Annotated in this window: 18 protein-coding genes; 12 read left to right on the top strand and 6 right to left on the bottom strand. The window is 69.5% G+C overall.

The genetic code is table 11. The annotated features are described in order from the left end of the window. Nucleotides 1-70 precede the first annotated feature (70 nt). The 3 genes from AC5JJ2_RS18445 to AC5JJ2_RS18435 all read left to right on the top strand — a co-directional run bounded on the left by AC5JJ2_RS18445 (nt 71) and on the right by AC5JJ2_RS18435 (nt 2,787). Nucleotides 71-688: a Fe(2+)-trafficking protein gene (locus AC5JJ2_RS18445; protein WP_495859491.1), complete on the top strand. Its 618-nt coding sequence runs from the start codon at nt 71-73 to the stop codon at nt 686-688. Beyond that, nucleotides 685-1,341 carry a hypothetical protein gene (locus tag AC5JJ2_RS18440; protein ID WP_495859490.1) on the top strand — a complete coding sequence of 219 codons (657 nt, stop codon included), beginning with the start codon at nt 685-687 and terminating at the stop codon, nt 1,339-1,341. The genes AC5JJ2_RS18445 and AC5JJ2_RS18440 overlap by 4 nt, the downstream gene beginning before the upstream one ends. Before the next feature lie 339 nt (nt 1,342-1,680). Then, nucleotides 1,681-2,787: a GSU2086 family protein gene (locus AC5JJ2_RS18435; protein ID WP_495859489.1), complete on the top strand. Its 1,107-nt coding sequence runs from the start codon at nt 1,681-1,683 to the stop codon at nt 2,785-2,787. Between the two features lie 189 nt (nt 2,788-2,976). Here AC5JJ2_RS18435 and AC5JJ2_RS18430 read toward each other — a convergent pair whose 3' ends face one another. Next, complete coding sequence (locus AC5JJ2_RS18430; RefSeq protein WP_495859488.1) at nt 2,977-4,008, bottom strand: extracellular solute-binding protein; 1,032 nt, start codon at nt 4,006-4,008, stop codon at nt 2,977-2,979. Between the two features lie 98 nt (nt 4,009-4,106). On the opposite strand from AC5JJ2_RS18430, the gene AC5JJ2_RS18425 reads away from it, so the two are divergent. The 8 genes from AC5JJ2_RS18425 to AC5JJ2_RS18390 all read left to right on the top strand — a co-directional run bounded on the left by AC5JJ2_RS18425 (nt 4,107) and on the right by AC5JJ2_RS18390 (nt 15,462). Continuing rightward, nucleotides 4,107-5,018 (top strand): bile acid:sodium symporter family protein, encoded by a 912-nt coding sequence (locus tag AC5JJ2_RS18425; RefSeq protein ID WP_495859487.1) that lies wholly within the window; start codon nt 4,107-4,109, stop codon nt 5,016-5,018. A 69-nt stretch (nt 5,019-5,087) separates the two neighbouring features. Next, a complete protein-coding gene (locus AC5JJ2_RS18420) occupies nt 5,088-7,751 on the top strand; it encodes a PAS domain-containing hybrid sensor histidine kinase/response regulator (protein ID WP_495859486.1) in 2,664 nt (887 codons plus the stop codon). A 44-nt stretch (nt 7,752-7,795) separates the two neighbouring features. Further along, the gene (gene cysD, locus AC5JJ2_RS18415) at nt 7,796-8,707 is read left to right on the top strand and encodes a sulfate adenylyltransferase subunit CysD (RefSeq protein WP_495859665.1); all 912 of its coding nucleotides are present in this window, start codon (nt 7,796-7,798) and stop codon (nt 8,705-8,707) included. Between the two features lie 46 nt (nt 8,708-8,753). Next, nucleotides 8,754-9,113: a four helix bundle protein gene (locus AC5JJ2_RS18410; protein WP_495859485.1), complete on the top strand. Its 360-nt coding sequence runs from the start codon at nt 8,754-8,756 to the stop codon at nt 9,111-9,113. Nucleotides 9,114-9,148: 35 nt separating this feature from the next. Then, nucleotides 9,149-11,050, top strand: a complete 1,902-nt coding sequence (gene cysN, locus AC5JJ2_RS18405) for a sulfate adenylyltransferase subunit CysN (protein WP_495859484.1) — start codon at nt 9,149-9,151, stop codon at nt 11,048-11,050. Nucleotides 11,051-11,133: 83 nt separating this feature from the next. After that, nucleotides 11,134-11,460, top strand: a complete 327-nt coding sequence (locus AC5JJ2_RS18400; protein ID WP_495859483.1) for an ATP-dependent Clp protease adaptor ClpS — start codon at nt 11,134-11,136, stop codon at nt 11,458-11,460. A 137-nt stretch (nt 11,461-11,597) separates the two neighbouring features. Next, the gene (locus AC5JJ2_RS18395; protein WP_495859482.1) at nt 11,598-12,059 is read left to right on the top strand and encodes a hypothetical protein; all 462 of its coding nucleotides are present in this window, start codon (nt 11,598-11,600) and stop codon (nt 12,057-12,059) included. A 76-nt stretch (nt 12,060-12,135) separates the two neighbouring features. After that, complete coding sequence (locus tag AC5JJ2_RS18390; RefSeq protein WP_495859481.1) at nt 12,136-15,462, top strand: hypothetical protein; 3,327 nt, start codon at nt 12,136-12,138, stop codon at nt 15,460-15,462. Here the strand turns inward: AC5JJ2_RS18390 and AC5JJ2_RS18385 are convergent. From AC5JJ2_RS18385 to cbiE, 3 genes are read right to left on the bottom strand one after another with little or no spacing between them, the layout of a single operon-like run. Then, complete coding sequence (locus AC5JJ2_RS18385; protein WP_495859480.1) at nt 15,459-16,289, bottom strand: alpha/beta fold hydrolase; 831 nt, start codon at nt 16,287-16,289, stop codon at nt 15,459-15,461. The two genes, AC5JJ2_RS18390 and AC5JJ2_RS18385, sit on opposite strands and share 4 nt — an antisense overlap. After that, complete coding sequence (locus AC5JJ2_RS18380) at nt 16,286-16,969, bottom strand: Uma2 family endonuclease (protein WP_495859479.1); 684 nt, start codon at nt 16,967-16,969, stop codon at nt 16,286-16,288. The genes AC5JJ2_RS18385 and AC5JJ2_RS18380 overlap by 4 nt, the downstream gene beginning before the upstream one ends. Before the next feature lie 14 nt (nt 16,970-16,983). Continuing rightward, nucleotides 16,984-18,219, bottom strand: a complete 1,236-nt coding sequence (cbiE, locus tag AC5JJ2_RS18375) for a precorrin-6y C5,15-methyltransferase (decarboxylating) subunit CbiE (RefSeq protein ID WP_495859478.1) — start codon at nt 18,217-18,219, stop codon at nt 16,984-16,986. A gap of 278 nt (nt 18,220-18,497) precedes the next feature. Here cbiE and AC5JJ2_RS18370 point away from each other — a divergent pair, with 278 nt between their 5' ends. Next, nucleotides 18,498-19,799, top strand: coding sequence for a tetratricopeptide repeat protein (locus AC5JJ2_RS18370; RefSeq protein ID WP_495859477.1), 1,302 nt, complete (start codon nt 18,498-18,500; stop codon nt 19,797-19,799). A 51-nt stretch (nt 19,800-19,850) separates the two neighbouring features. Here AC5JJ2_RS18370 and aat read toward each other — a convergent pair whose 3' ends face one another. Beyond that, nucleotides 19,851-20,510 carry a leucyl/phenylalanyl-tRNA--protein transferase gene (aat, locus tag AC5JJ2_RS18365; protein ID WP_495859476.1) on the bottom strand — a complete coding sequence of 220 codons (660 nt, stop codon included), beginning with the start codon at nt 20,508-20,510 and terminating at the stop codon, nt 19,851-19,853. A 65-nt stretch (nt 20,511-20,575) separates the two neighbouring features. After that, nucleotides 20,576-23,509, bottom strand: coding sequence for a c-type cytochrome (locus AC5JJ2_RS18360; RefSeq protein WP_495859475.1), 2,934 nt, complete (start codon nt 23,507-23,509; stop codon nt 20,576-20,578). Nucleotides 23,510-23,565: the final 56 nt, after the last annotated feature.

The following is a 23,565-nucleotide window of genomic DNA, read 5'->3' as shown; positions in this document are numbered from 1 at the left end:
GCGGCTATATAATTGCGGTCACGCTCGGGCGTCCCGGCCCCGTGCCATTCCAGAACAGAGACCGGCAAACATGAGCCAGCTGCACGACCGCATCGCCCAGTTCCGCAAGATGGCGACCGACGACCCGGAGAACGAACTCGGCCATTTCCGCCTCGGCCAGCTCCTCGCCGAGGACGGCCAGACGGCCGAGGCCGCGCTGTCGTTCGCCCGGACGCTGGAGATCAGCCCGCAGTTCTCGAAGGTGTACCAACTCCTCGCCGAGTGCCACATGAAGCTCGGCGACAACCCCACGGCCGTCGCGGTGCTGACGACCGGGTACAAGATCGCCGACGAGCGGGGCGACAAGATGCCCCGCGACGCGATGGCGAAACTGCTGACGCAACTCGGCGCGGCGATCCCGAAGGTCGAGGCGGCGGCCGCCGCGGACGACGGCCCGGACACCGGGTTCCGGTGCGAGCGGCCCGGCTGCGCCGCCGGCCGGCGTGCCCGCCAACTGCCGAAGCCGCCGGTCCCGGACGAGATCGGCGTCCGCATTTACGAGAAGGTGTGCGCCGACTGCTGGACCGGATGGTTCAAGGACTACAGCATCAAGGTCATCAACGAGCTGCGGCTCGACCTGAGTTCGGAGTTCGGCCAGGCGGAGTACGACAAGTACATGCGGGAATACCTGGGGTTCGACGGCCAATGACGCGGGAGTACCTCATCCAGTACGGCTCGGCCGCGTTCGTCGGCCGGTTCGCCGCCGGGGTCGCGTTCGCCCGCGGCTCCCGCGCGGTCGTCGAGTCGCCGCGCGGCGTCGAACTCGGTACAGTCCTGTGCGAGCCGCACGAGCAACTCCGGCGGGCCGTGGCCCCCACGACGGACGGCCGCGTCCTCCGCCCCGCGACTTCGGAAGACGAGGTGGAGCAACTCGCGACGACGGACCGGGCGAGCGACCTCCTCGACGCGGCGAACGCCGACATCGCGGCCGGCGAGCTTCCGGCCCTCGTCCTCGATTGCGAAGTCTTGTTGGATTCGTCCGCCGCGATTCTGCACGTGACGACGTGGGGCGAACTCGACCTGTCGCCGTTGCTCGACCGCTGGTCCGCGGCCTTCGGCCGGCCGGTGCGGTTGCACGACCTGACCGCGATGCCCGTCGCCGCGGAACCGGCGACCGGGTGCGGCAAGGACGGGTGCGGGTCCGGCGGCGGGGGCTGTTCGTCGTGCGGCACCGGCAACTGCGGGACGGGCGGCGGGTGCTCCCGCGGCAAGGTGAAGTCGGGCGCGGAGCTGACCGCCTACTTCCGCGACCTTCGCGAGAAGATGGAAGCTAAAGTGGTCGGGCGGCGCGGGTTAGTCTAAGGGGTTAGGTTGTTCGGGCGGGAGCGGCGGTTGCTCGGTCGTATCCCCCTGCGACCCGGTTGAAGGGTCGCCCTCCGTGTCCCGGAGGGTGTCACGGACCCGCCTCTCGATTTTCCGCGCAACCTCGCGCACACGGTTGAGCATGGGATCGCTCAACTCCTGAGGTTGCTCCGGGACCTCTTCGCTCTGGCGCGAAGAGTCTTCGGGGTCTGCGTCAGGTTGCATGTATTCTGTAAGCAGTTAAGGTAACTCTTTTCATCAGTGCATCGGGCGCGCCGTTCTCCACTAGCCCCGACAGATTCTCGAAGATCGTTGTCGAGGTTCCCACCAGGACGTATCGTGGCCCGGCCCCCGCTCGATTTATCGCGGCTGAAAGTCTTCCCCCTGGCACAACGGGCGAGCCTGACGCTGGCGGACGACATCCTCCTCGACCCGGACGCCGAACCGGCCGCGTGTTCCGAAACGAACGCGGCCGTCATTCGCGAGTGCGCGGGACGGATCGCGGCGGCGAAAGCCCGCGGCTCGTCAATCATCCTCATCTACGGGGCGCACCTCTTGAGGAACGGCGCGGCCCGTATCCTCGACCGGATGATGGAAGCGGGGTGGCTGACGCACCTGGCGACGAACGGGGCCGGCACGATCCACGACTGGGAGTACGCCTGGTTCGGCGCGAGCACCGAGAGCGTGGAGATGGGCGTCGCCGGCGGCAAGTTCGGGACGTGGCACGAGACGGCCGACGCCATCCACCTCGCGGTGATGACCGGCGCGCTCGACGGCCTCGGCTACGGCCGGGCACTCGGCCGGTTCATCGCGGAGGACGGCGCGGACGTTCCCGCCCCGGAAACGCTGGCCGCCGAGGTCGCGGCCGACCCGTTCCACCCGCTCACGGCGGCGCGGGCCGACCTGCTGCGGGCGATTAAGGAACAGAACTGGCCGCCGGTCCGAATGCGGGTCGATCACCGGTGGCGGCACGCCTCGATCCTCGGGTCGGCGTATCAGCGTGGCGTGCCCGTGACGGTGCATCCGGGCATCGGGTACGACATCATTTCAAACCACCCGGTCTTCAGCGGCGCGGCCATCGGCCGGGCGGCGGAGTGGGACTTCAAGCTGTTCGGCGGCGCGGTGGACGGATTGGACGACGGCGTCGTGCTGTCCGTCGGGTCGGCGATCATGGGGCCGCAGGTGTTCGAGAAGAGCATCAGCTGCGCGAATAACATTCGCCTGAACGCCGGCCGCGACGCGGTGCGGGGGCACGCAATCTACGTCGTCGATCTCCAGGACGGCGGCGGGTGGGACTGGGCGACGGGGGAGCCGCCGAAGACGAACCCGGCGTACTACCTGCGGTTCTGCAAGAGCTACTCGCGGATGGGCGGGGCGATGCGGTACGCCCAGTGCGACAACGCCGCGTTCGTGCATCGGCTGTATCAGGAACTCCGCCGCTCGTAGGGCGGGTCAAGGCTTTGCGCCGACCCGCCGGGGACTGCAATCACCCGGAGACACGCCGAGCGGGTTGGGCGATGCGGCGGGTCGGCGCAAAGCCTTGACCCGCCCTACAAGAAGCCGGTTCGATGTCCTTCCGACGCGGTCGTGACCCCACGGCGGGTCGGCGCAGAGCCTTGACCCGCCCTACAAAACTCACCTTGCGAACTCGTCCCGCAGGAACGCTTGCACGTCGTCCCACAGGTCGGCCGCCCGCTCGAAGTTCACGTCCATCGGCTTCGCCCGCCCCGGTGTGAGCAAGCTCGCGGGCAGCTTCGCCGCCACCTTCGGGTTCAGCGGAATCTGAAACCCGCCGCCCTCGGCGAGCGCCTTCTCCGTCTCCGGCCGCAGCAGGTGGTCGATCAGCCGCCGCGCCCCGGCCGGGTTCGGGCAGCCCTTCACGACGGCCAGCGTGTTCGGGATGTACAGCACGCCGAGCCGCGGGTGGGCCGGGTGGCCGTCGCGGTCCGGGAACACGATCGCGACCGGCTTCCCGGCGTTCAGCTCGATCAACGCGTCGTCCGTGTCGGTCAGCCCGACGGCGTACCGGCCCTCGCTCACGCCGACGGCCGCCTGCTTGTTCCCCGGCACTAGCTGCACGTCGTTCGCCTTCAGTCCGCGGAAGAACGCCTTCGCCCCGTCCGGCCCGAGGGCGTCGAACAGGCACGCGGCGTGCGTCGCGGTCGTGCCGAACTGCGGCTTCGCCATCGCCACCTTCCCCTTCCACTTCGCGGCCGTCAGGTCCAACAGCGACCGCGGCCGCTCGGCCTCGGTGACCAAGTTCGTGTTCACGATCAGCACCCGCGCCCGGCCGGCGAACGCCTGCCACGTCCGGTCTTTCGCCCGCGTCCAGTCCGGGAACGCCGCGGCCGCGGGTGGGTCGTAGGGTTCGTACACCCCCTTCCGGGCGAGGCGGATGGTGGCGAGGATTTCGTTGTTCCAGTGAACGTCGGCCCGCGGCCGGGCCGCCTCCGCTTCCAGCTCCGCCGCGAGGCTGACGGACTTGTTCGCCTCCGTGTCGAACTTCGCCGCGACGGTCAGTCCGGCGTGCTTTTGGAACTCGTCGAACACGCCCTCGGCGAACTCGCGGTCCTGGGCGCAGTACACGACGACGCGACTCGTCGGCTTCTGACAGCCGACGGCGACGCCGAGGACGAATAGGAGTGCGAAGCGCGGAAGCGTGGTCATGCCTTCAACGTGGCGAACTTCGACCGGATGTTCAAGGGTTTCCGACGGGCACGCCGCCGCGACAGGCCGGGCGGGCGGCGAAGTCGTAGAAGATACGCATGTTCGATTTCTACCCGGCCTACGAGGAGCACTTCGCCCAGGTCCAGCTGACGCTGTTCATGCTCGGCATGGGGGCGACGCTGTCCGTCCGCGACTTCGCCGCGGTGGCGCGGAAGCCGCGGTCGCTCGCCGTCGCGCTCGTCGGGCAGCTCGTCCTCTCCCCGCTGATCGCGCTGGCCGTGAGCCGCGCGTTCGGCCTGACGCCCGGCATCGCCCTCGGGCTGATCCTCACGGCGGCGATGCCCGGCGGGGCGACGGCGAAGGCGTTCGTCGTCCTCGCCCGCGGGTCGGCGGCCCTCGCCATCTCGCTCACCCTCGTCTCGACGCTGGCCGCCGTCGTGACCGTGCCGCTCACATTGCAACTCTGCGCGGGCGCGTACGTCCCGGCGGGGTTCGAGATGCCGACCGGCCGCATCGTCCGCGACGTGGGCTGCTTCGTCCTCGCCCCGCTCGCGGTCGGCATCGCCCTCGGCTCCCGCGACCCGGCCCGCGGGCGGGCCGTCAGCCGGTGGCTCATCCGGGCCGGGTTCGTGGTCGTCCTCGCGATGGTCGTCTGCGCCCTCGGCAGCCAGCGGATCCGCCCCGGCGAGCGGGGGTTCACCGTCCCGGCGGCGGTGATCGTGTTCGCCCTCGTCTGCATGCAGGTGAACATGCTGCCGTTCCGCGCCCTCGGGTGGCCGCGGGCCGACACCGTCAGCGCCGGCATGGAGGCGACCATGCGGAACATGAACCTCGCGCTGCTATTGAAAGCCGGCCTGTTCCCGGACCGCGGCCCGGCGGACGTGGCCGCCCTCGGCGCGGAGGTCATGTTCGTCGTCCTGTTCTACGCCGGCGCGGCGTTCTTCCTGGGGCTGCCGCTGGCGCTCAACTTCCGGCGAATGGCCCGCCGCGACGACCGGCGGGCGGCCTAAGATAAACAGGCCCGGCCCGGCCCCCGCGTGACCACCCACCGGGGCCGTGGCCGCCCACGACGGGACGTAATGAGCGACAGTACCAGCGGCGTGGCCGAACCCTCTCCCGCGACCGCCCTTCCCGACCTAGCCCACGTCCGCGCCGTCGCGGACCTGCTCCCGCACCTCGCCTGGTCGTGCCGGCCGGACGGCCACTGCGATTACCTCAGCCGCCGGTGGGTCGAGTACACCGGCGTGCCGGAAGCCCGGCACCACGGCCGCGGGTGGCTCGCCGCCGTCCACCCGGACGACCGGGACCGCACCGGGGCGGCGTGGGCGGCGTTCGTCGCCGGCCGCGGCGAGTACGACATCGACTACCGGCTCCGCCGGCACGACGGCGTCTACCGGTGGTTCAAGACCCGCGGCGCGCTCGCCACGGACGCCGCCGGCCGGCCCGTCCGGGTGTTCGGCACGACGACCGACGTGGACGACCAGAAGCGGGCCGACGACCGGTTTCGGGCGCTCGTCACCACGACCGCGGACGTTGTCTACCGGATGAGCGCCGACTGGTCGGTGATGTACCCGCTCGACGGCCGCGGGCTGGTGCGGAGCACCGACCGGCCGATCCGCGACTGGCTGGAGGCGAACATCCCGGCGTTCGAGCACCCGCGGGTCCGGGCGGCGGTCGAGCGGGCGATCCGGACCCGCGAGCCGTTCGAGTTGGAACACCAGGTCTTCCGGCCGGACGGGTCGCTCGGGTGGACGCACTCCCGCGCCGTGGCGGTCCTCGGCCCGGCCGGCGAGGTGGTCGAGTGGTTCGGGGCCGCCACCGACGTTACCGCCCGGAAGCTGGCCGAGGCCCGGTTCCGGTCCGTGTTCGAGGCGATGGACGAGGGGTTCTGCCTCGTCGAGCCGGTGTTCGACGCGGCCGGCCGCCCGGTCGATTACCGCTACCTGCTCGCCAACCCCGCGCTCGAGCGGCACACCGGGCTGAAGGACGTGGTCGGCCGGACGGCCCGGCAGGTCATGCCCGGCCACGAGCAGGACTGGGTGGACGGGTACGCGCGGGTGGCCCTCACCGGCGAGCCGTTCCGCCGGGAGGGCGGGGTGGAAGACCTCGGCCGGTGGTACGAGGTGGTGGCGTTCCGGGTCGGCGACCCGTCGCTGCGGCAGGTGGGCGTCCTGTTCGCCGACGTGACCGCCCGCCACCGGGCCGAGGAGGCGGTCCGGGCGAGCGAGCGGCAACTGGCGGACGTGTTCCGCCACGCCCCGTCGTTCATGGCCGTCCTCCGCGGGCCGGACCACGTGTTCGAGCGGGCCAACGACGGGTACGCGGCCCTCGTCTCCCGTCGGCCGCTCCTCGGCCGGCCCGTCCGGGACGCCATCCCGGAGGTCGTGCGGCAGGGGTTCGTCGACCTGCTCGACCGGGTGTACCGGACCGGCGAGCCGTTCGTCGGCCAGGCGACCCTCGCCGTCCTCGACCCCGGCGACGGCCGGCCGCCCGAGGAGCGCATCCTCGACTTCGTTTACCAGCCGCTCCGCGACGCCGCCGGCGCGGTCACCGGCGTCCTCGTCCACGGCATCGACCTGACAGACCGCGTCCGGGCCGAGGAGCGGCTGCGGGAAGCGGACCGGCGGAAGGACGAGTTCCTCGCCGTCCTCGCCCACGAGTTGCGGAACCCGCTCGCCCCGATCCGCAACGGGCTGCAAGTCATTCGACTGGCCGGCGACGACCCGGCCGCCGTCCGCACGGCCCGCGAGATGATGGACCGCCAGCTCACCCACCTGGTCCGGCTGGTCGATGACCTGCTGGACGTGTCCCGGATCACCCGCGGAAAGCTCGACCTCCGCCGGGAGCGAATCCTCCTGTCGGACGCGGTGGCCGCGGCGGTCGAGGCGGCCCGCCCGGCCCTGGACGCGGCCGGGCACGCCCTGGCCTTGTCCGTGCCGCCGGCTCCGGTCTACCTGGACGGCGACCTGACGCGGCTCGCGCAGGTGCTGGGGAACCTGCTGACGAACGCCGCGAAGTACACCCCGCCCGGCGGCCGCGTGTGGTTGACGGCCGAGCCGACCGCGACGATGGCCGTGGTGCGGGTCCGTGATACCGGTATCGGCATCCCGGCCGACGCGCTGCCGACGGTGTTCGACATGTTCAGCCAGATCGACCGGCCGCTCGAACGGACGACCGGCGGGCTGGGGATCGGGCTGGCGCTCGTCCGCGGCCTCGTCGAGTTGCACGGCGGGTCCGTGACGGCCGAGAGCGAGGGGGAAGGTACGGGGAGCACGTTCACGATCCGGCTCCCGCTCGCCGAGTACCAGCCGCCACCGGCCATGCCGGCCGACGCGGACGCGGTGCCGACCGCCGGGCCGGGCCGGCGGATTCTGGTCGTGGACGACAACCGGGACGCGGCCCTGTCCACGGCCGAGATGCTGCGACTGCTGGGCCACGAGGTCGCGACGGCGCACGACGGCCGGGCCGGGCTGGCGGCGGCCGCGGCGTTCCGCCCCGAGGTGGTGCTGATGGACGTGGGGATGCCGGGGATGAACGGCCTGGACGCCACGCGGGAACTCCGGGCCACCCCGTGGGGGCGGGCCGCGACCGTCATCGCCCTGACCGGCTGGGGGCAGGAGGCGGACCGCGAGCGATCGCGGGCGGCCGGGTGCGACGGCCACCTCGTCAAGCCGGTCCACCTCCAGGACTTGCTCCCGCTGCTCGCCGTGCCACCTGCCGATCCCGCCCCCCTTCGTCCGTGACGTGGAAATCATAAGATTGCAGGAGGCCATCCGGAGGGCGGACGATCAGCAGCAGTTACAACCTCACCCACTTGAAAGTTCTCGAGGCCGAGAGCATCCACATCATCCGCGAGGTCGCCGCCGAGTTCGAGCGGCCGGTGATGCTCTACTCCATCGGCAAGGACTCGGCCGTCATGCTCCGGCTGGCGCAGAAGGCGTTCCACCCCGGCCGGTTGCCGTTCCCGCTCTTGCACGTCGACACGACCTGGAAGTTCCGGGCGATGATCGAGTTCCGCGACCGGTACGCCCGCGAGCAGGGCCTCGACCTGAAGGTCTGGACGAACCAGGAAGGGAAGGCCCAGAACATCAACCCGTTCGACCACGGATCGAAGAAGCACACGGACATCATGAAGACCGCGGCGCTGAAGCAGGCGCTGAACCACTACCAGTACGACGCGGCGTTCGGCGGCGCGCGGCGGGACGAGGAGAAGAGCCGGGCGAAGGAGCGGGTGTACAGCTTCCGCGACCAGATGCACCAGTGGGACCCGAAGAACCAACGGCCGGAGCTGTGGAACCTCTACAACGGCAAGATCAACAAGGGCGAGAGCATCCGCGTCTTCCCGCTCTCCAACTGGACCGAGCTGGACGTGTGGCAGTACGTCCACCTGGAGAACATCCCGATCGTGCCGCTGTACTTCGCCGACGTGCGGCCGGTGGTGGAGCGGGACGGCACGCTCATCATGGTGGACGACGACCGGATGCGACTGAAACCCGGCGAGCAGCCGATGATGAAGCGGGTGCGGTTCCGCACGCTCGGCTGCTACCCGCTGACCGGGGCCGTCGAGAGCAGCGCGACGACGCTGCCGGAGATCATCGAGGAGATGATCCTGGCGAAGAACTCCGAGCGGCAGGGCCGGGTCATCGACCACGACGAGACCGGGTCGATGGAACAGAAGAAACGCGAGGGGTATTTCTGAATAGTTGATAGTTGGCGGTTGGTAGTTGGTAGTCCGAGGGTGGCCGATGGCCGTTCAAAATTACAAAGACCTCGTCGCGTGGCAGAAGGCGATGGAGTTGGTCGTCGAGATATACCAAACCACGGCGGCCTTCCCCACCGGCGAACGGTTCGGGTTGACGAACCAGGTGCGGCGAGCGGCGGTGTCGATCCCGAGCAATATCGCCGAAGGCCAGGGCCGCGGCCCGTCGCACGATTTCGTTCGCTTCCTGTGCATGGCCCGAGGCTCGCTCCAGGAGGTCGAGACGCAATTGATCCTGGCCGCCCGCCTCGGCTACATTCCACTAGAGCGCTGTGACCAACTGTCCGACCGCCTCATCGAACTGGCAAAAATCATCAACGGCCTCATCCGTTCCATCCCGACTTGATTTAACTACCAACCACCAACTATCAACTGCCAACTATGCAGCAAGAAAACATTCACGAGTACCTCGCCCGCCACCAGCGGAAGGAGCTGCTTCGCTTCCTCACCTGCGGCAGCGTGGACGACGGCAAGAGCACGCTCATCGGCCGCCTCCTGCACGACACGAAGATGATCTACGAGGACCAGCTCGCCGCCGTGAAGCGGGACAGCGAGAAGGTCGGCACGACCGGCGCGGGCGAGATCGACCTCGCGCTCTTGACCGACGGCCTGAAGGCCGAGCGGGAGCAGGGCATCACCATCGACGTGGCGTACCGGTACTTCAGCACCGACCGCCGCAAGTTCATCATCGCCGACACGCCCGGCCACGAGCAGTACACGCGGAACATGGCCACCGGCGCGTCCACCTGCCAGCTCGCCATCATCCTCATCGACGCCCGCCACGGCGTCCAGACGCAGACCCGGCGGCACTCGTTCATCGTCTCGCTGCTCGGCATCCGGCACGTCGTCGTCGCGATCAACAAGATGGACCTCGTAGGCTTCTCCCGCGAGGTCTTCGAGAAGATCAAGGACGAGTACACCGGGTTCGTCGCCAAGCTCGGGCTGCCGGACATCACGTTCATCCCGATGTCGGCGCTGAAGGGGGACAACGTCGCGGCCCGAAGCGACGCCATGCCGTGGCACCACGGCCCGGCCTTGCTCGACCACCTGGAGACGGTCCACATCGCCAGCGACCGGAACCTGACCGACCTGCGGTTCCCGGTGCAGTACGTCCTCCGCCCGAACCTCGACTTCCGCGGGTTCGCCGGCACGGTCGCGGCCGGCATCGTCCGCAAGGGGGACGAGGTCGTGGTCCTGCCGTCCGGCAAGCGGAGCCGGGTGAAGTCGATCGTCACCTACGACGGCGAGTTGGACGAGGCGTTCGCGCCGCAGGCGGTGACGGTGACGCTGACCGACGAGGTCGATGTCAGCCGCGGCGACATGCTGGTGCATCCGGACAACACGCCGCACGTGTCCAGTCAAATTGAGGCGATGGTCGTCTGGATGGCCGAGCAGCCGCTCGTGCCCGGCAAGGCGTACACGCTGAAGCAGACCACGCGGCAGGTGACGGCCGAGGTCGCGGCGTTCCGGTACGGCGTGGACGTGAACACGCTGGAACACCGGGCCGCCTCCCGGCTGGGGCTGAACGAGGTCGGGCAGGTGCAGCTCAGCCTGACGCAACCGCTGGCGTGCGACCCGTACCGCTCGAACTCGGCGACCGGGGCGTTCATCCTGATCGACCGGCTGACGAACAACACCGTCGGGGCCGGCATGATCCTCGAAGCCGGCACGCCGCGGCAGGCGGAGGCGGTCGTCACCGCCAAGGCCCGCGAGAGCCTGGTCGCCCCGGCCGAGCGGGAGCAGCGGTTCGGCCAGAAGCCGGTGACGGTGCTGCTCGTCGGGCTGACCGGCAGCGGCAAGAGCCGGATCGCCTACGCCCTGGAGCGCCGCCTCTGGGACGAGGGCCGCGCCGTGACGGTGCTGTACGGCCAGAACATGCGGCACGGGCTGAACCGCGACCTCGGGTTCACCGCCGACGACCGGTCCGAGAACCTGCGGCGGTCGGCCGAGGTCGCGAAGCTGATGAACGACGCCGGCGTCATCACCGTCGCGGCGTTCGTCGCCCCGCACGAGGCGGTCCGCGAGCGGGCGAAGCAGCTGATCGGCCCGGACCGCGTGTTGGAGGTGTACTGCACGGCCCCGATGGACGTGCTGCGGTCCCGCGACCAGAGCGGGGCGTACAAGCTGGCCGACGCCGGCACGATCGCGCAGATGCCCGGCGTGACGGCCGCGTTCGAGGAGCCGAAGGCCCCCGACCTCGTGCTGCAAACCGACCAGCTCAACGTGGACGCGAGTGTGACCCGCATCGTCGAACTGATGAAGGCGAAGGGCTATTTACGGTAGCGGTCAACAACCACTCAAGACGGTTTGATCCTTCGCGGAAAGGCGGTAAACTACCAGGTGTCCCGAACGGAGTCCGTCCCGCGATGAGCAGCCCCGCGACCGTCCTTCCCGAAGAACAGACCGACACCCGCACGAAGCGGCAGCCGCCGTACTCGGTCATCCTCCACAACGACGACGTGAACACCATGGCGTTCGTCGTCGCCGTGCTCCAGAAGGTATTCGGGTACACCCTGGAGAAGTGCGTCAAGCTCATGTTCGAGGCGCACAACTCCGACCGGTGCGTCGTCTGGACCGGGGCGATGGAAATCGCCGAGCTGAAGGCCGACCAGATCATCGGCTGCGGCCCGGACCCGGACCGGGCCGACGACGGGGCCGAGCCGCTCCGCGTGACCGTCGAACCCGCGCCGTGACGGTCGCACCCGGCCTGCCAATTCTGCCGGTCGCGCGACCCGTTCCCCGCCGACATCCCGCGCAATTCCCCGACCGATTCGCCCGCCGTTCGGCCGCCCGCCGATGTCATCCGAAGTCCCACACCAGGAGCATCACGATGATCTCGCGCGCGATCGTGTCGGCGGCCGTCCTCGCGGCCGTGTTTGCGTCGGCGGCGTCCGCCCAGTACCGCGGGTCGGTCGGCGTGGGCGTCGGCGTCGGGTCGCCGTGGAACTACTACGGCCTGCCCTACGGCCCGTACGCGTTCGGCTACCCCGGCGCGGCCGGCAGCTTCTGGACGAACGGGCACAGCCTGTACGGCCCGCCGGTCCCGACCTACGGCCCGACGCCGGGGGCGTTCGGCGGCAGCGACGCCCACCGCGGCCACCAGAACTACGGGTGGCTCGGCTACTACACGCCGTCCCCGCGGCTGGGGTTCTCCACGGTGAACGTCTACCCGAACGACCAGCCGCGGCTGGAACTGACCGGCCCGTCGGTGGACGCGATCGCCCCGCGGGAGGTTCCGCGGGCGGAAGCGACGACCGCGCCGTCGAAGTTCCGGCTGTTCAAGCGGCGGTGAACTTGACCGGCCTCGGCGGCGTACCTACCGTGACGGCACGCTATCACCCGTGCCGTGACGCCACGCCGAGGCTTTCGTGATCGTACCACCTTCTCCCACCGACCCGCCCGTCGAAAGCCCCGCCCCGCCCCCGCCGGAGGCCCCCGCCGTCCCGTCGCCGCCCGGCCCCGCGGCGTGGCTGACGTGGGTGAAGTCGGTTGACGCGGCCCTCCTCGTCATGGTGCTGGTCGCCGCGTTCATGCTCGCGTCCGGCGTCTCCCGAACGACCGACCAGTGGCTCCACTTCGCCAGCGGCCGGGCGCTCTTGAACGGCGAATACTCCCTCGGGACCGACCCGTTCTCCCACGCGACGGCCGGCCGCACGTGGGTGAACCACGCTTGGCTGTCGAGCGTAGCCGCGTACCTGCTCTACCAGGCGGACACGTCCGGGTTCGTCGTCGTCGCGGTGAAGGCGTTCCTGTTCGCCGCGACGTTCGGCGTCGTCTTCCTGATCCGCCGGTCCGGGCAAACGATCTGGCCGTGGGTCGTCGCCACGGCCGTCGCCGTCGTCGCCGCCGCCCCGCACGCGCAGCTCCGGCCGCTCGTCGTCTCCGGGCTGTTCCTCGCCGTCACGCTCTACTTGGTGCTCGGCCGCGACTGGAAGGCGTCCGCGAAATTGCCCCTCGCGGCCGTCGGCCTGCTGTTCTGGGTGTGGGCGAGTTCCGACGTGTGGTTCTTCCTCGGGCCGCTGACGATCCTGCTCGTGCTCGTCGGCGAGGTCGTGCAGAACGCGGTCTGGAAGAAGGCCGAACCGACGGACGACGCCGTCGCCGTGCCGCACCTGCTGAAGGCGCTCGCCGTCGGCGTCGTGGCGTGCAGCCTCACCCCGCACCACGTCCGCGTCTGGCAGTTGCCCGCCGAGCTGGGGTTCCACCTGCCGACGAACTTCCAAACCGACTTCGACCTGGCGGCGTTCGCCCTGTCCCCGACGGACAAGAGCTACTTCGACCGCCCGACCCGCGGCAAGAGCGTCAACGGGGCGGCGTTCGCCGGGCTGCTCGTCGGCGGCGGGATCGTGGTGGCGATCACCGGGCTGGCCCGGCTGCGGGTCGCGCACCTGCTGCTCTGGATCGCGTTCGCCGGCCTCGCGCTGCTGCAACAGCGGGCCATCCTCTTCTTCAGCGTGGTCGCCGTGCCCGTGTTCGCGACCGGGCTGTCGGCGCTGATCGACGGGGTGAAGCTCGGCCCGGCGGACGGGCCGCGGGCGAACCTACTCTTGATGCTGTCGAGCCTCGGCCGCATCCTCGGGCTGCCGGCGACGCTGCTGTTCGTGGCGGCCGCGTACCCCGGCTGGCTGCTGCCGCAACCCGGCCACCCGTCGCTCACCCCGCGGGTCGCGTGGGCCGTCGAGCCGGACCCCGGCCTGAAGCGGACGGCCGAGATGCTCGGCCGGTGGCGGGAATCCGGCCGGCTGCCGGCCGACTACCGCGGGCTGATCGTGAACACCGAACTGGCCAACCACGTCGCGTGGTTCGCCCCGAAGGAGAAGGTGTTCGTCAACGGCCGGTACGCATTCCACGGGCCGGAGTTGGCGGACTTCCTCAAGGTCCGGCGGGTGTTCCTCGACCGCCAGCAGCCGATCGACGCGGTCGAGATCGAGGCCGTCCATGAGGTCGCGCAGAAGCACGACCTCGCCTACGTCGCGTTCGCCGGCATCGGCTACCCGCCGCTGAACGTGGACATGCTCCCGCTGTACCAGTTGACCGCCCCGGAGGGCGGGTACGCCCTGTGGCACGTGGACGGCCGGGCCGTCGTCCTCGGCGACTTGCAGGCGAAGAATTATCGGGCGGCCGTGTTCCAGGAACTGGCGTTCAACCCGGCGCGGCTGGGGTTCGACCCGAACGCGGCGGCCGTGCTGCCGCCGCCCCCGCCGGGGATGCCGAAGGTGGCGGCCGAGCCGTCGTTCCTGGACCCGTTCTTCCAGCCCGTGCCGGCCGTCCCGCCGCACGAGGCGCTGGACGCGGCGACGTGGTTGAACATCGGCGACGAGTACGCCCGCCGGGACTACCGCGGCCGGGTCGGGGACCGGGTACTGCTCGACGACCAGACGATCCGGATGATCGGGTGGCCGTGGTTCGGCGGGGCCGTCGGGAACCCGCTGCTGGCGAGCGCGGCCCAGAACGGCGGCTACCGGACGCCGGACGTGGCCGTCGCGTACAACGTCCTCGCGCTGCGGGCGGCGTGGCAGGCGATCGCCGCCAACCCGGACGACCCGTTCGGGTACTACAACCTGTCGCAGGTCTGCGGGGCGACGCCGTTCGGCGTGCCGGGGCGGAACGTCCTCGGCGGGCGGAACGCGATCCCCGGCATGCGGGGCGACATCAAGCAGCAGCTGGAAGTCGCGGGGCTGCGGCAGTTCATCGACCGGCTGCCGCCGCCGGGGGCCGTCTCCCGCGGGGTGGCCCGGATCGGCCAGGAGGCCGCGTACCGGCTGCACCTCCTCTACCAGCCGGACCAGGCCTCGCAGGCCGGCCAGGCCGTCCTCCCGGAGTCGGCGTCGCAGATGCTCATCCGCGCCCGCGAGTACTACGAGGCGAGCGACCTGCCGGCGCGGATGCCGGAGGAGCACGACCGCCGCAAGAAGGACTTCGAGGCCCGGTTGAAGAACTTGGAGCGGCTCGTCATCCCGGCGAACGACAACTTCCAGCAGTTCAAGAACCTGGACCTTCCCGCGCAGGTCCGGGGGGCGATCGAGCGGAACCTGTTGGTCCAGGCGGCGGAAAAGTTCGCCGAGGCGTGGCGGACGCAGAACCTCGGCCCGGACCCGCAGAAGTTGACGCTCCAGATGGTCCGGTCGTTCGTAATCCTCGGCCAGTGCGACCAGGCCGACTTCTACCTGACCCAGGTGGAAGACGCCATCGCGGAGTTGCGGGCGAAGGGGGACGCCAAGGTCGAGGGCGTCGCGCAGGTCGTGGACGGGTTCCGGTTCCAGTTGTGGCAGCTCCGCGGCGACTACGCGAAGGCCGGGGAGGCGCTCGAGAAGGCGATCCGGCTGCCGCCGCTGACCGAGTCCGAGAAGGAGGCCGTGCGGGCGGCCGTCGCCAAGCCGACGCTGGCCGCGTACCAGGACTACCTCGGCGGTTTTGACCAAAACGGCCTCATCAACGGCCCGGCGATGTCATTGCTCGGCGGCCCCGGCCTGTTCGGCCAGACGCACGTCCAGTTCAGCATCGACAAGTGGCAGCAGCACGCGGACTTCTTCATCCAGCGGGGCCTGCAACTGCTGCTCGAGGGGAAGGTGGCGGAGGCGAAGGTCCGGTTCGAGCAGGCGCTGCGGCCGGAGAAGGTCGAGATGCCGGCGTACATGCCGCAACGGCAGCTCGCCGAGCAGTACCTCCGGCTCATCGAGGAGGGGCCGCGCTAGTCCCCCATCCAGGCGAGGATGTCGGCGACGAACGGGTGGCCCGGCGGCTCGAATTCCAGCGTATGCGCGGCCGCCGGGTAGTCGATGACCTGCTTCCGCGGCGCGGGGAACGTCTCGACGAACGCCCGCGTGCGGGCGTTGTCGATGATCTTGTCCTCGCCCGCCAACAGCACGAGCGTCGGCACGGTCACGCGCTTCGCGGCCCGCTTCAGGTACACGTCGAAGGCGGCGCTGTTGAACAGGAACCGGGCCGTCGCCATTCTCAAGTCGTGCGGCTCCGCGGCGATGAACTTTTGCCACTCGGCCGACTTCGTGAACAGCTCCGGCTCGTTCAACGGGATCGGGAACATCCGCGACGGGTTGCGGACCCGCGCACGACCGATGGCGATCCGCTGGCCGAGCGACGGCGACACCTTCGGGCATAAACCCGGGCAGGCCAGGATCAGCGAATCGACGAGGCCCGGCGCGCGGTACGGCAGGCCGACGGCCAGCTTCCCGCCCCAGGAAATCCCCATCAGGTGGACCGGCAGCCACGGCCGCGACCGCCGGAGTTCGCGGAGGAACTCGGCGAGGTCGTCGAGCAACCGCCGGAAGCTCGGCGCGTCGCCGCGGTGGGCCGTGTTCAGCCCGGACCCGCGGCGGTCGAGGAAGTCCACGTCGTACCCGGCCGCGGCGAACTGTTCGCAGGATCGCGTGTACCACCCGCCGTGGCTGCGGATGCCGTGGACGGCGACGAGCCGGCCGCGGGGCCGACCGGCCGCCGGGTAGTGGCGGTAGTACCAGCGGTAGCCGTCGGAGGATCGGAACGTGTGAAAGGCGGCGGTCATGCGGACGGCCGTTGGCGGTCGGCCCGGTCGAAGATTTCTTGCAGCGAGAGTGTGAACCCCGGCAGGATGTCGCCGCCGGAGACGGTCCCGTTCGCCGGGACGGGCGCGAGTTGATCCTCGGCCGTGTAGACGACGGCGGACCGCGTTTCGGGGTCGATCTCCCAGACTTGTTTGACGCCGGCGGTGAAGTACTCCCGCCGCTTGCGGGCCATCTCGCCGGGCCGGTTGCTCTCGCTGAGGACTTCGACGACGAGGTCCGGGACGATGCTCGGCACGCGGTCCTCGCGGGCCGGCGGCCGGCCGCCGGGCAGACTGGCCCAGGCCACGAACGTCACGTCCGGGCCGCGGGCGATGTCCGGCAGGATGCGCATGAACCCGTCCGGGGCGGAGATGATCCCCAGGTCGTGTTCTTCAACGTAGTTGAGTAAGGCACGAATGATGAACGTGGCGATCCGGGATTCGTAGTACCCCACGGCCTTCTCCACCAATGTTCCGTCAACCCACTCGTAGAGTTTGCCGCCGGGCCGCCGCTCGCTGATCTCAACGTACTGCTCGAACGTCACCGTGCCCGGTGGCGGGAACAGTCGGACCCGCTCGGCGGGCACGTCGCCGAGTTCGTGCAATAAGTCGGCCATCGTCCGGGCGTCGAGTTCCGGTTCGATTTCGGTCGCGGTCGTCATGTCGGTATCTTCCCTCAGCCCTTGCGGACCCGCAAGAGGAACGTCGGGTTCACGGCCTCGAACCGCAGGCTCTCCATCTGCTCGACGCCGCGGGCGATGCTGACCAGTTGCACGTCCACGGCCGCGGCCAGCCGCTTCATCACCGCATACGTCGCGGACAGCATCTCCAGCGTGCCGACGTTCACGACCAGCCGGCCGCCCTTGCGGAGGGCCGCGAACGCCGCTTCGAGCAAGCGAGAAATCTCGCCGCCGTTGCCGCCGATGAAGATCGCGTCCGGGGCGGGCAGGCCGTTGAAAATGGCCGGGGCGGTGCCGAACACCGGCTTCACGTTCTTGACGCCGAACGTCTCCAGGTTCGCGGCGATGAGGTGGAAGTCGGCCGCGTCCTGCTCAATGGCGTACACCACGCCGGGGGCGACGAGGTTGGCCATCTCGATCCCGACCGACCCGCTGCCGGCCCCCACGTCCCACGCCACGTCGCCGGGCTGGAGGTTCAGCTGCGCCAGCGCGAGCGATCGCACTTCCGCCTGCGTGATGAGGCCGGACTTCGGCCGGGACTGTGCGAACACGTCGTCCGGGTTGCCGAACCGCGCGAGCGCCGCGCCGGTTCGCGGCACGTCGGCACGGTTCGGCTTCCGCTTCAGGATCAGGATGTTCAGCGGGTCGAACGTCATCCCCTGGAGGTCGGCGAGTTCGCCCTGCGTGACCCGCTCGTCCCGGCCGCCGAGGTTCTCGCAGACCGTCGCGCGGAAGTAGTCGATGCCGCGGGCCAGCAGCTCGCGGGCGATCCGGCCCGGCGGGTAGGCGTCGCTCGTGAACAGGCCGACCGTTTCCGCCCCGCGGACCTTGTCGATCACGTCGTCCAGGGACTTCGTCGAGAGGTCCGTCAGGTAGGCGTCCTCCCACGTCTCCTTCACGCGGGCGAAGGCGAGCTGCATGCTGCTGATGTGCGGCACGACCTCGAACAGGTCCGGGCCGACCTTCTCACACAGGTAGCGGGCCGTGCCGTAGAACAGCGGGTCGCCGACGGACACGATCGCGACCCGCTGCTTGCCCGCGACCGCCTTCAGCCGCTCGACGACGGCCGGCAGATCGGTCCCGATGGTCACCCGCTCGGCCTTCAGTTCCGGCAGCAGCCGGAGGGCGGCGTCGGACCCGAACACGATGTCCGCGCCGGTCAGCCACTCGCGGGACCGGGCCGTCACCCCGGCCAGCCCGTCGGGGCCGACGCCGAGAATCGGAATCTTCACTGCGGACACGGTGACACCTGCGGCGGGAGGGAATCGGTTTCCGGAGATTGTAGGGGCAACCCGACTTCCGAAGTCCGGCTTCGACTTCGGAAGTCGAACGCGGCCAAGAACCGGGGGGCTAGGGAGAAACGCCCCCGCGTGGGATCGACTTCCGAAGTCGAAGCCGGGCTTCGGAAGTCGGGGCCTCTAGCAATCCGCATGGCGTTCGCCCGGCCGCGTGGGTAGAATCCCAATAATTCCTCCCACCCTTCCCCCGCCTGACTGAAAGGACTTCCGATATGACCCGTCACCGGCTCTGGACCCTCGGCCTGTCCGCCGCCCTCGTCGGCGTGCCGGCCGTGCAACTCGTCGCCGCCCCCGCCGCGGAGTTGACCGAGGAGCAACTGATCGAGAAGGCCAAGAAGCTCAACGGCGAGACGAAGACGCTCGAGGACGCCGACGCGAAGCTGAAGGCGCTCAACAAGGACAAGACCGGCACGGCCAAGCTCGTGAAGGCCGCGGCGAAGCTCCAAAAGGCGGCGAAGGACGACGAGAAGCCGTTCCGGTACTTCGCGACGCTCGTGCTGGCGAAGGCCGCGCACACCGTCAAGGACTACGACGCCGCGGAAATCTTCTACAAGGCGTGTTCGGACATCGCCATCGACGACCTGCAGTCGAGCGAGCACATCATCCGGGCCGTGGACGGGCACATCGACTTCCTGATGGCCCGGAAGAAGTACGACCAGGTCGAGGAGCTGTGCGAGCGGGTCATGGCCATCAACGGCGACGACACGCTCAAGAACTACAGCCTGATCGACGTGATGGAGAATTTGCTCGTCGCCCAGTCGCGGAACGGGCAGGGGGACAAGGCGCTGGAGAAGGCGGACAAGCTCATCAAGACGTTCGACGGGAACTTCATCTTCCACCGGATGAAGGCCCGATTGCTGGTCGATGCCGAGAAGTGGGACGACGCGGTGAAGCAGTACGAGAAGATGATCGACGCGATCAACGACAACGAGAACCTCAAGAAGGAGCAGAAGGAGCAGTACGTCCGCGGCACGAAGTACGCCATGAGCGGCATCTACGTCAGCCAGAACAAGATCGACGAGGGGATCAAGGTCCTCCGCGAGCTGGTGAAGGAGGACCCGGAGAGCGCGACGTTCAAGAACGACCTCGGGTTCATCATGTGCGACAACGACCAGAACCTGGACGAGTCCGAGAAGCTGATCCGCGAGGCCATCGCCCAGGACCTGAAGCTCCGCGAGAAGGCGGCCGAGGAGGGGAAGATCACGAAGGAGGAGGCGAAGAAGCCGAACGCCGCGTACGTCGATAGCCTCGGGTGGGTGCTGTACAAGAAGAAGAAGTACGACGAGGCGCTGAAGAACCTGCTGGAGAGCGCCGGCAGCGACGACGAGGAGAGCAACCACATCGAGATTTGGGACCACGTCGGCGACTGCTACCTGGCGATGGGCAAGAAGAAGGAGGCCCTGGAAACGTTCCAGAAGGCGCTGAAGATGGAGGACGTGACGAAGAAGGACGGCGAGCGGAGGAAGAAGGTGACGGAGAAGATCAAGAAGCTGAAGGCCGAAGTGTCTAAGTGAGTGGAATGAAAAACCGAAAGCCCCGGCACGACCGTGCCGGGGCTTTTTCGTTTACACGAACCGGACGTGCGATTTCTTCACGGCCGCTTTGAGACGCTTCAGGTACGCCGCCCGCGGGATTTCGACCGCCCCCATCCGCTGGGTGTGTTCCGTCGTCATCTGCACGTCGAACAGCTCGTACCCCCGCTCGCGGAGGTGCTGCAACAGCGACACGAGCGCGACCTTCGACCCGTCCGTGACGCGGTGGAACATCGACTCGCCGGCGAAGAACGCCCCGATGCCGACGCCGTAGATGCCGCCGGCCAGCTCGTCGCCCTGCCACACTTCGAGGCTGTGCGCGTGGCCGAGGCGGTGCAGCTGCGCGTACGCCTGCACCATGCCGCCGGTCACCCACGTCCCTTCGGGGCGGTTCTCGCCGCACGCCAGCATGACCATCTCGAAGCACTGGTCGATGGTGACGTGGAATTTGCCGCTCCGGATGGTGCGGGCGAGGCTGCGGGAGACGTGCAGCGTGTCGTACTCGATCACCGCCCGCGGGTCCGGCGACCACCACAGGATCGGGTCGTCGTCGTTGAACCACGGGAACACGCCGTCGGTGTAGGCTTTGATTAGTGTCGAGGGGTTCAGGTCGCCGCCGACGCCGACCAAGCCTTCCCCGTCGGCCAGGTCGGGGGCGATCCACGGCCGGTCATCGGGCGTACTCGCTTTCATCGCTCGCTCAACTCCGCGGTGTCGTCCCATCATACCACCCGCCGCCGCGGGGATGAAGGGCGCGGCTACTTCCCGATGGCGTCGATGATTGCGGGGGCGTCTTTCGGGGCCGACCACGCGGTGAAGGTCACCACGGCATTCCCCGCCTCCTTCGACGGTTCCAGCCGGAGGATCGCCTGCCAACCGCTCTTCGCCTTCACGAACCGCCAGACCGTCCCGGTCGGGGCCGCGCCGACCGTCAGCACGACGGCGCGGCCGTCGGCCGGCAGAACGACTTTCGTTCCGTTCGCGGGAACCTCGGAATCCGGCGCAACCGTCGCCCCGACGACCCGCGGCTCGGCGGTCGTCGTTCCGGCCAACAGCCACGCCGTTCGTGCCGCCGGAACCTCCACCTGGAACGCACGCGTCAAACCTACGGCCAAGCCCCCCTTCGCCGGGCGGACCGTCTCGCGGACCGCGAGTTCATCCTTCACATCGCCGTCGCCGACGCGGTAGCGGAACGTCGGCGAGCCGTCGTCGGCCAGCGCGTACCCGTCGAAGTGGACGTGCCGCGGCCCCTTGTAAATCTCCTCGTTCGGGACCGGTGCGCCGAACGCAAAGTCCTTCGCCCGCGCGTCGAAGTCCGGTGGCGTGCGGCCCGCGGTCACGGCCCACGGCGGACCCTTCGGCGGCGTCAGGAACTTCGGGCCGAGCAACTTCGCCGGCGCGCCGCCGCGGTTGTTCCAGACCGGCGACGCGTCGAGGAAGTTCCCCTCCCAGGCGTAGCTCACCCGGCAAGCGTCGGCGTCGAACGCGAAGCTCACCCCGGCCGGGAACCCGACGGCGATGGCCTTCGTCCCAGCCCCGTCCGGCATGAACGTCCGCAGGATCTCCGGCCGCGCCCCGACCTTCACGATCAGGCCCTTCGGCGGCTCCATCCCGGCCGGCAGCGGCAGGCCGGGGCCGAGCGACAGGTACGCCCAGATCGCGTCGATCTGCGGGTCGGCCTCGCCCTTCAGGAGTTTGTCGAACGCCGACTTGCCGTAGTTGAAGTTCTGGGGCATCTTCGTGCCGGGGGCGAGCCGCTGCGGGTTGTGCATCCACCGCTCGTACCAGTCGAACCGCAACCGCTCGGCCGTCCGCGCGAGGTCCGGCCCCCGCGTCCCGCCGCCGACGTGCCCGCTAATGTCGTGGCACTTGATGCACCCCAGCCCCTCGGACCCGCTCAGCTTCCGCCCGGCTTCGAGCTTCTCCTGCGTGTACTCGACCTTCCGCGTGCTGGAGTCCGGCACGGTCCCTTCGAGGTGCGCGAGGGTGACGGGTAGGTGGCCGACGTTCTGCTGGCCGTACTGCGGCATCCGCAGCGACATCCACGGCCGGGCGCGGCCGCCGCTGACCAGCACGCTTTCGAGCCACGTCGTCTTCGCCTTGTGGCCGACGCCGGTGAGCCGCGGCGGGGCCACGTCGTCCGCGTTCTCGGCGTTCTCCAGCTTCTTCATCTGGTCGGCCAGCTCCGTCCCGATGCCGCCCTCGCCGTCGCGGACGTGGCAGTTCAGGCAGTTGAACCGCTTGAACGCGGTGCGGGCCAGGTCCGTCGGCGACCGCGAACCGGTTCCGACGAACGCGGCGAGCGCCGTCCGCTGCGGGTCGTCGAACTTGTAGACCGGAACCTTCGTCGCGTCCGGCTTCGCCGCGAGGCAGCCGGCGTCGGCCTTCTTCGCCGGCGGCGCGGTCCGCGCGGCCAGCGCCTTGCCGCCCGGCGCGACCGTGTGGCAGTTCACGCAGCCCTTCGATGTCACGAGCTTCTGGCCGAGTTCCCGCCACGACTTCGCGTCGAAATCGGCGGGCTTCAGGTTCGGTTCCTTCACGGCGGCGCGGTCGTAGTGGTCGTCGGTCGAGCGGATGAGGAACCGCGCGAGGTCGCGGGCCTCCTCGTTCGTCAGCTGCATGTTTGGCATCCGGCCGTGCGGGTTCGCCTTCAGCGGGTCCGCGAGGTACCGCTGGAGCTGCTCCGGCGTCGTCTTGCTGCCGAGGCCGCCGAGGGCGTAGAGCGATTGCGACCCCGTCGCCGTGCCGAGGCCGTGGAAGCTGGACGATGGCTCGAATGGGACCGGCTTCTCGTCCTCGTCGTCCTCGTTCTTCTTCGCGGTCGCGGCCAACTGCTTCCCGTGGCACGCGGCGCACCCGGTCGTGGTGAACAGCTTCTGCCCGTTGGCGATGTTCTTCGCCCATTCGTTGGAGATCGTCGGCAGCTTCGCCGCCGCGAGCGGCCCGTCGAGGGAGGTGAGGTATTGCCCGACGGCGTACCGCTCCGCCGCGCCGCGGTCGTCGTTCGCGAACAGCTTCGGCATCGTCGTGTTCGGCCGCAACTTCGCGGGGTCGGCCAGCCACGCATCGAGCCAGCCGGGGTAGACCCGCTTGCCCACGTCGCTCAGGTCCGGGCCGGTACGGTCCACGAGGGCCGCGTCCTTCGGGGCGTGGCAGTTCTTGCAGCCGTGTTCCTCGAACAGAAACCGGCCGTGGTCGAGCGGCAAGCTCTTCTCGACCGTCTCCTTTCGCTGGGCCGGCAGGTGGCCGAAGAAGTAGTGCGGGACCGGCTCGCGGCGGAAGCCGGGGCCTTCCCAGACGAGTTCAAACTGCCGGTCGGCTTTGTCGTCCGAGGCGAACGTGGCGACGAACTTGTAAACGCCGGGTTCGAGCTGCACCGCTGGCGCGCCGAAGGCGGCGATCACTTTCTCGCCGCGCGAAAGCGTCACGCTCGCCGTGCCCCCCTTCACGGTCCCGGCGAACTGGTACTTCCCGGCCGTGACGATCTGGAGGTAGCCGTCCCAGGTGACGCGGCCGATGGCCGGGCCTTCGCCGGCCCGCTGGTAGAGCGCGACCGTCGGTTCCAGGCGGTACGTCGTCCCGAACGTGGCGACGAGGCCGGGCTTCAGCAGCTTGCGATCGACTTCGGGTTCGGCGGCGGGGCAGACGGTCGTGGCGAGGACGAGGGCGGCGAGCGCGAGGGTTCGAGTCATGTCGAAACGGGCCGGTGGGGTGGGTGGTTCGTCCCTCTGATTATCCCGACGGCGAG

The organism is Limnoglobus sp., assembly GCF_059499385.1.
This window is presented reverse-complemented; position numbering and strand designations above follow the sequence as displayed.

Bases quoted from the DNA above. Each gene is read 5' to 3' on its own strand.
- AC5JJ2_RS18360 (WP_495859475.1), bottom strand. From the start codon at position 23,509: ATGACTCGAACCCTCGCGCTCGCCGCCCTCGTCCTCGCCACGACCGTC.
- AC5JJ2_RS18420 (WP_495859486.1), top strand. From the start codon at position 5,088: ATGAGCGACAGTACCAGCGGCGTGGCCGAACCCTCTCCCGCGACCGCC.
- AC5JJ2_RS18410 (WP_495859485.1), top strand. From the start codon at position 8,754: ATGGCCGTTCAAAATTACAAAGACCTCGTCGCGTGGCAGAAGGCGATG.
- AC5JJ2_RS18430 (WP_495859488.1), bottom strand. From the start codon at position 4,008: ATGACCACGCTTCCGCGCTTCGCACTCCTATTCGTCCTCGGCGTCGCC.
- AC5JJ2_RS18440 (WP_495859490.1), top strand. From the start codon at position 685: ATGACGCGGGAGTACCTCATCCAGTACGGCTCGGCCGCGTTCGTCGGC.
- AC5JJ2_RS18380 (WP_495859479.1), bottom strand. From the start codon at position 16,969: ATGACGACCGCGACCGAAATCGAACCGGAACTCGACGCCCGGACGATG.
- AC5JJ2_RS18395 (WP_495859482.1), top strand. From the start codon at position 11,598: ATGATCTCGCGCGCGATCGTGTCGGCGGCCGTCCTCGCGGCCGTGTTT.
- AC5JJ2_RS18425 (WP_495859487.1), top strand. From the start codon at position 4,107: ATGTTCGATTTCTACCCGGCCTACGAGGAGCACTTCGCCCAGGTCCAG.
- AC5JJ2_RS18400 (WP_495859483.1), top strand. From the start codon at position 11,134: ATGAGCAGCCCCGCGACCGTCCTTCCCGAAGAACAGACCGACACCCGC.
- AC5JJ2_RS18385 (WP_495859480.1), bottom strand. From the start codon at position 16,289: ATGACCGCCGCCTTTCACACGTTCCGATCCTCCGACGGCTACCGCTGG.
- aat (WP_495859476.1), bottom strand. From the start codon at position 20,510: ATGAAAGCGAGTACGCCCGATGACCGGCCGTGGATCGCCCCCGACCTG.
- AC5JJ2_RS18445 (WP_495859491.1), top strand. From the start codon at position 71: ATGAGCCAGCTGCACGACCGCATCGCCCAGTTCCGCAAGATGGCGACC.
- AC5JJ2_RS18370 (WP_495859477.1), top strand. From the start codon at position 18,498: ATGACCCGTCACCGGCTCTGGACCCTCGGCCTGTCCGCCGCCCTCGTC.
- cysN (WP_495859484.1), top strand. From the start codon at position 9,149: ATGCAGCAAGAAAACATTCACGAGTACCTCGCCCGCCACCAGCGGAAG.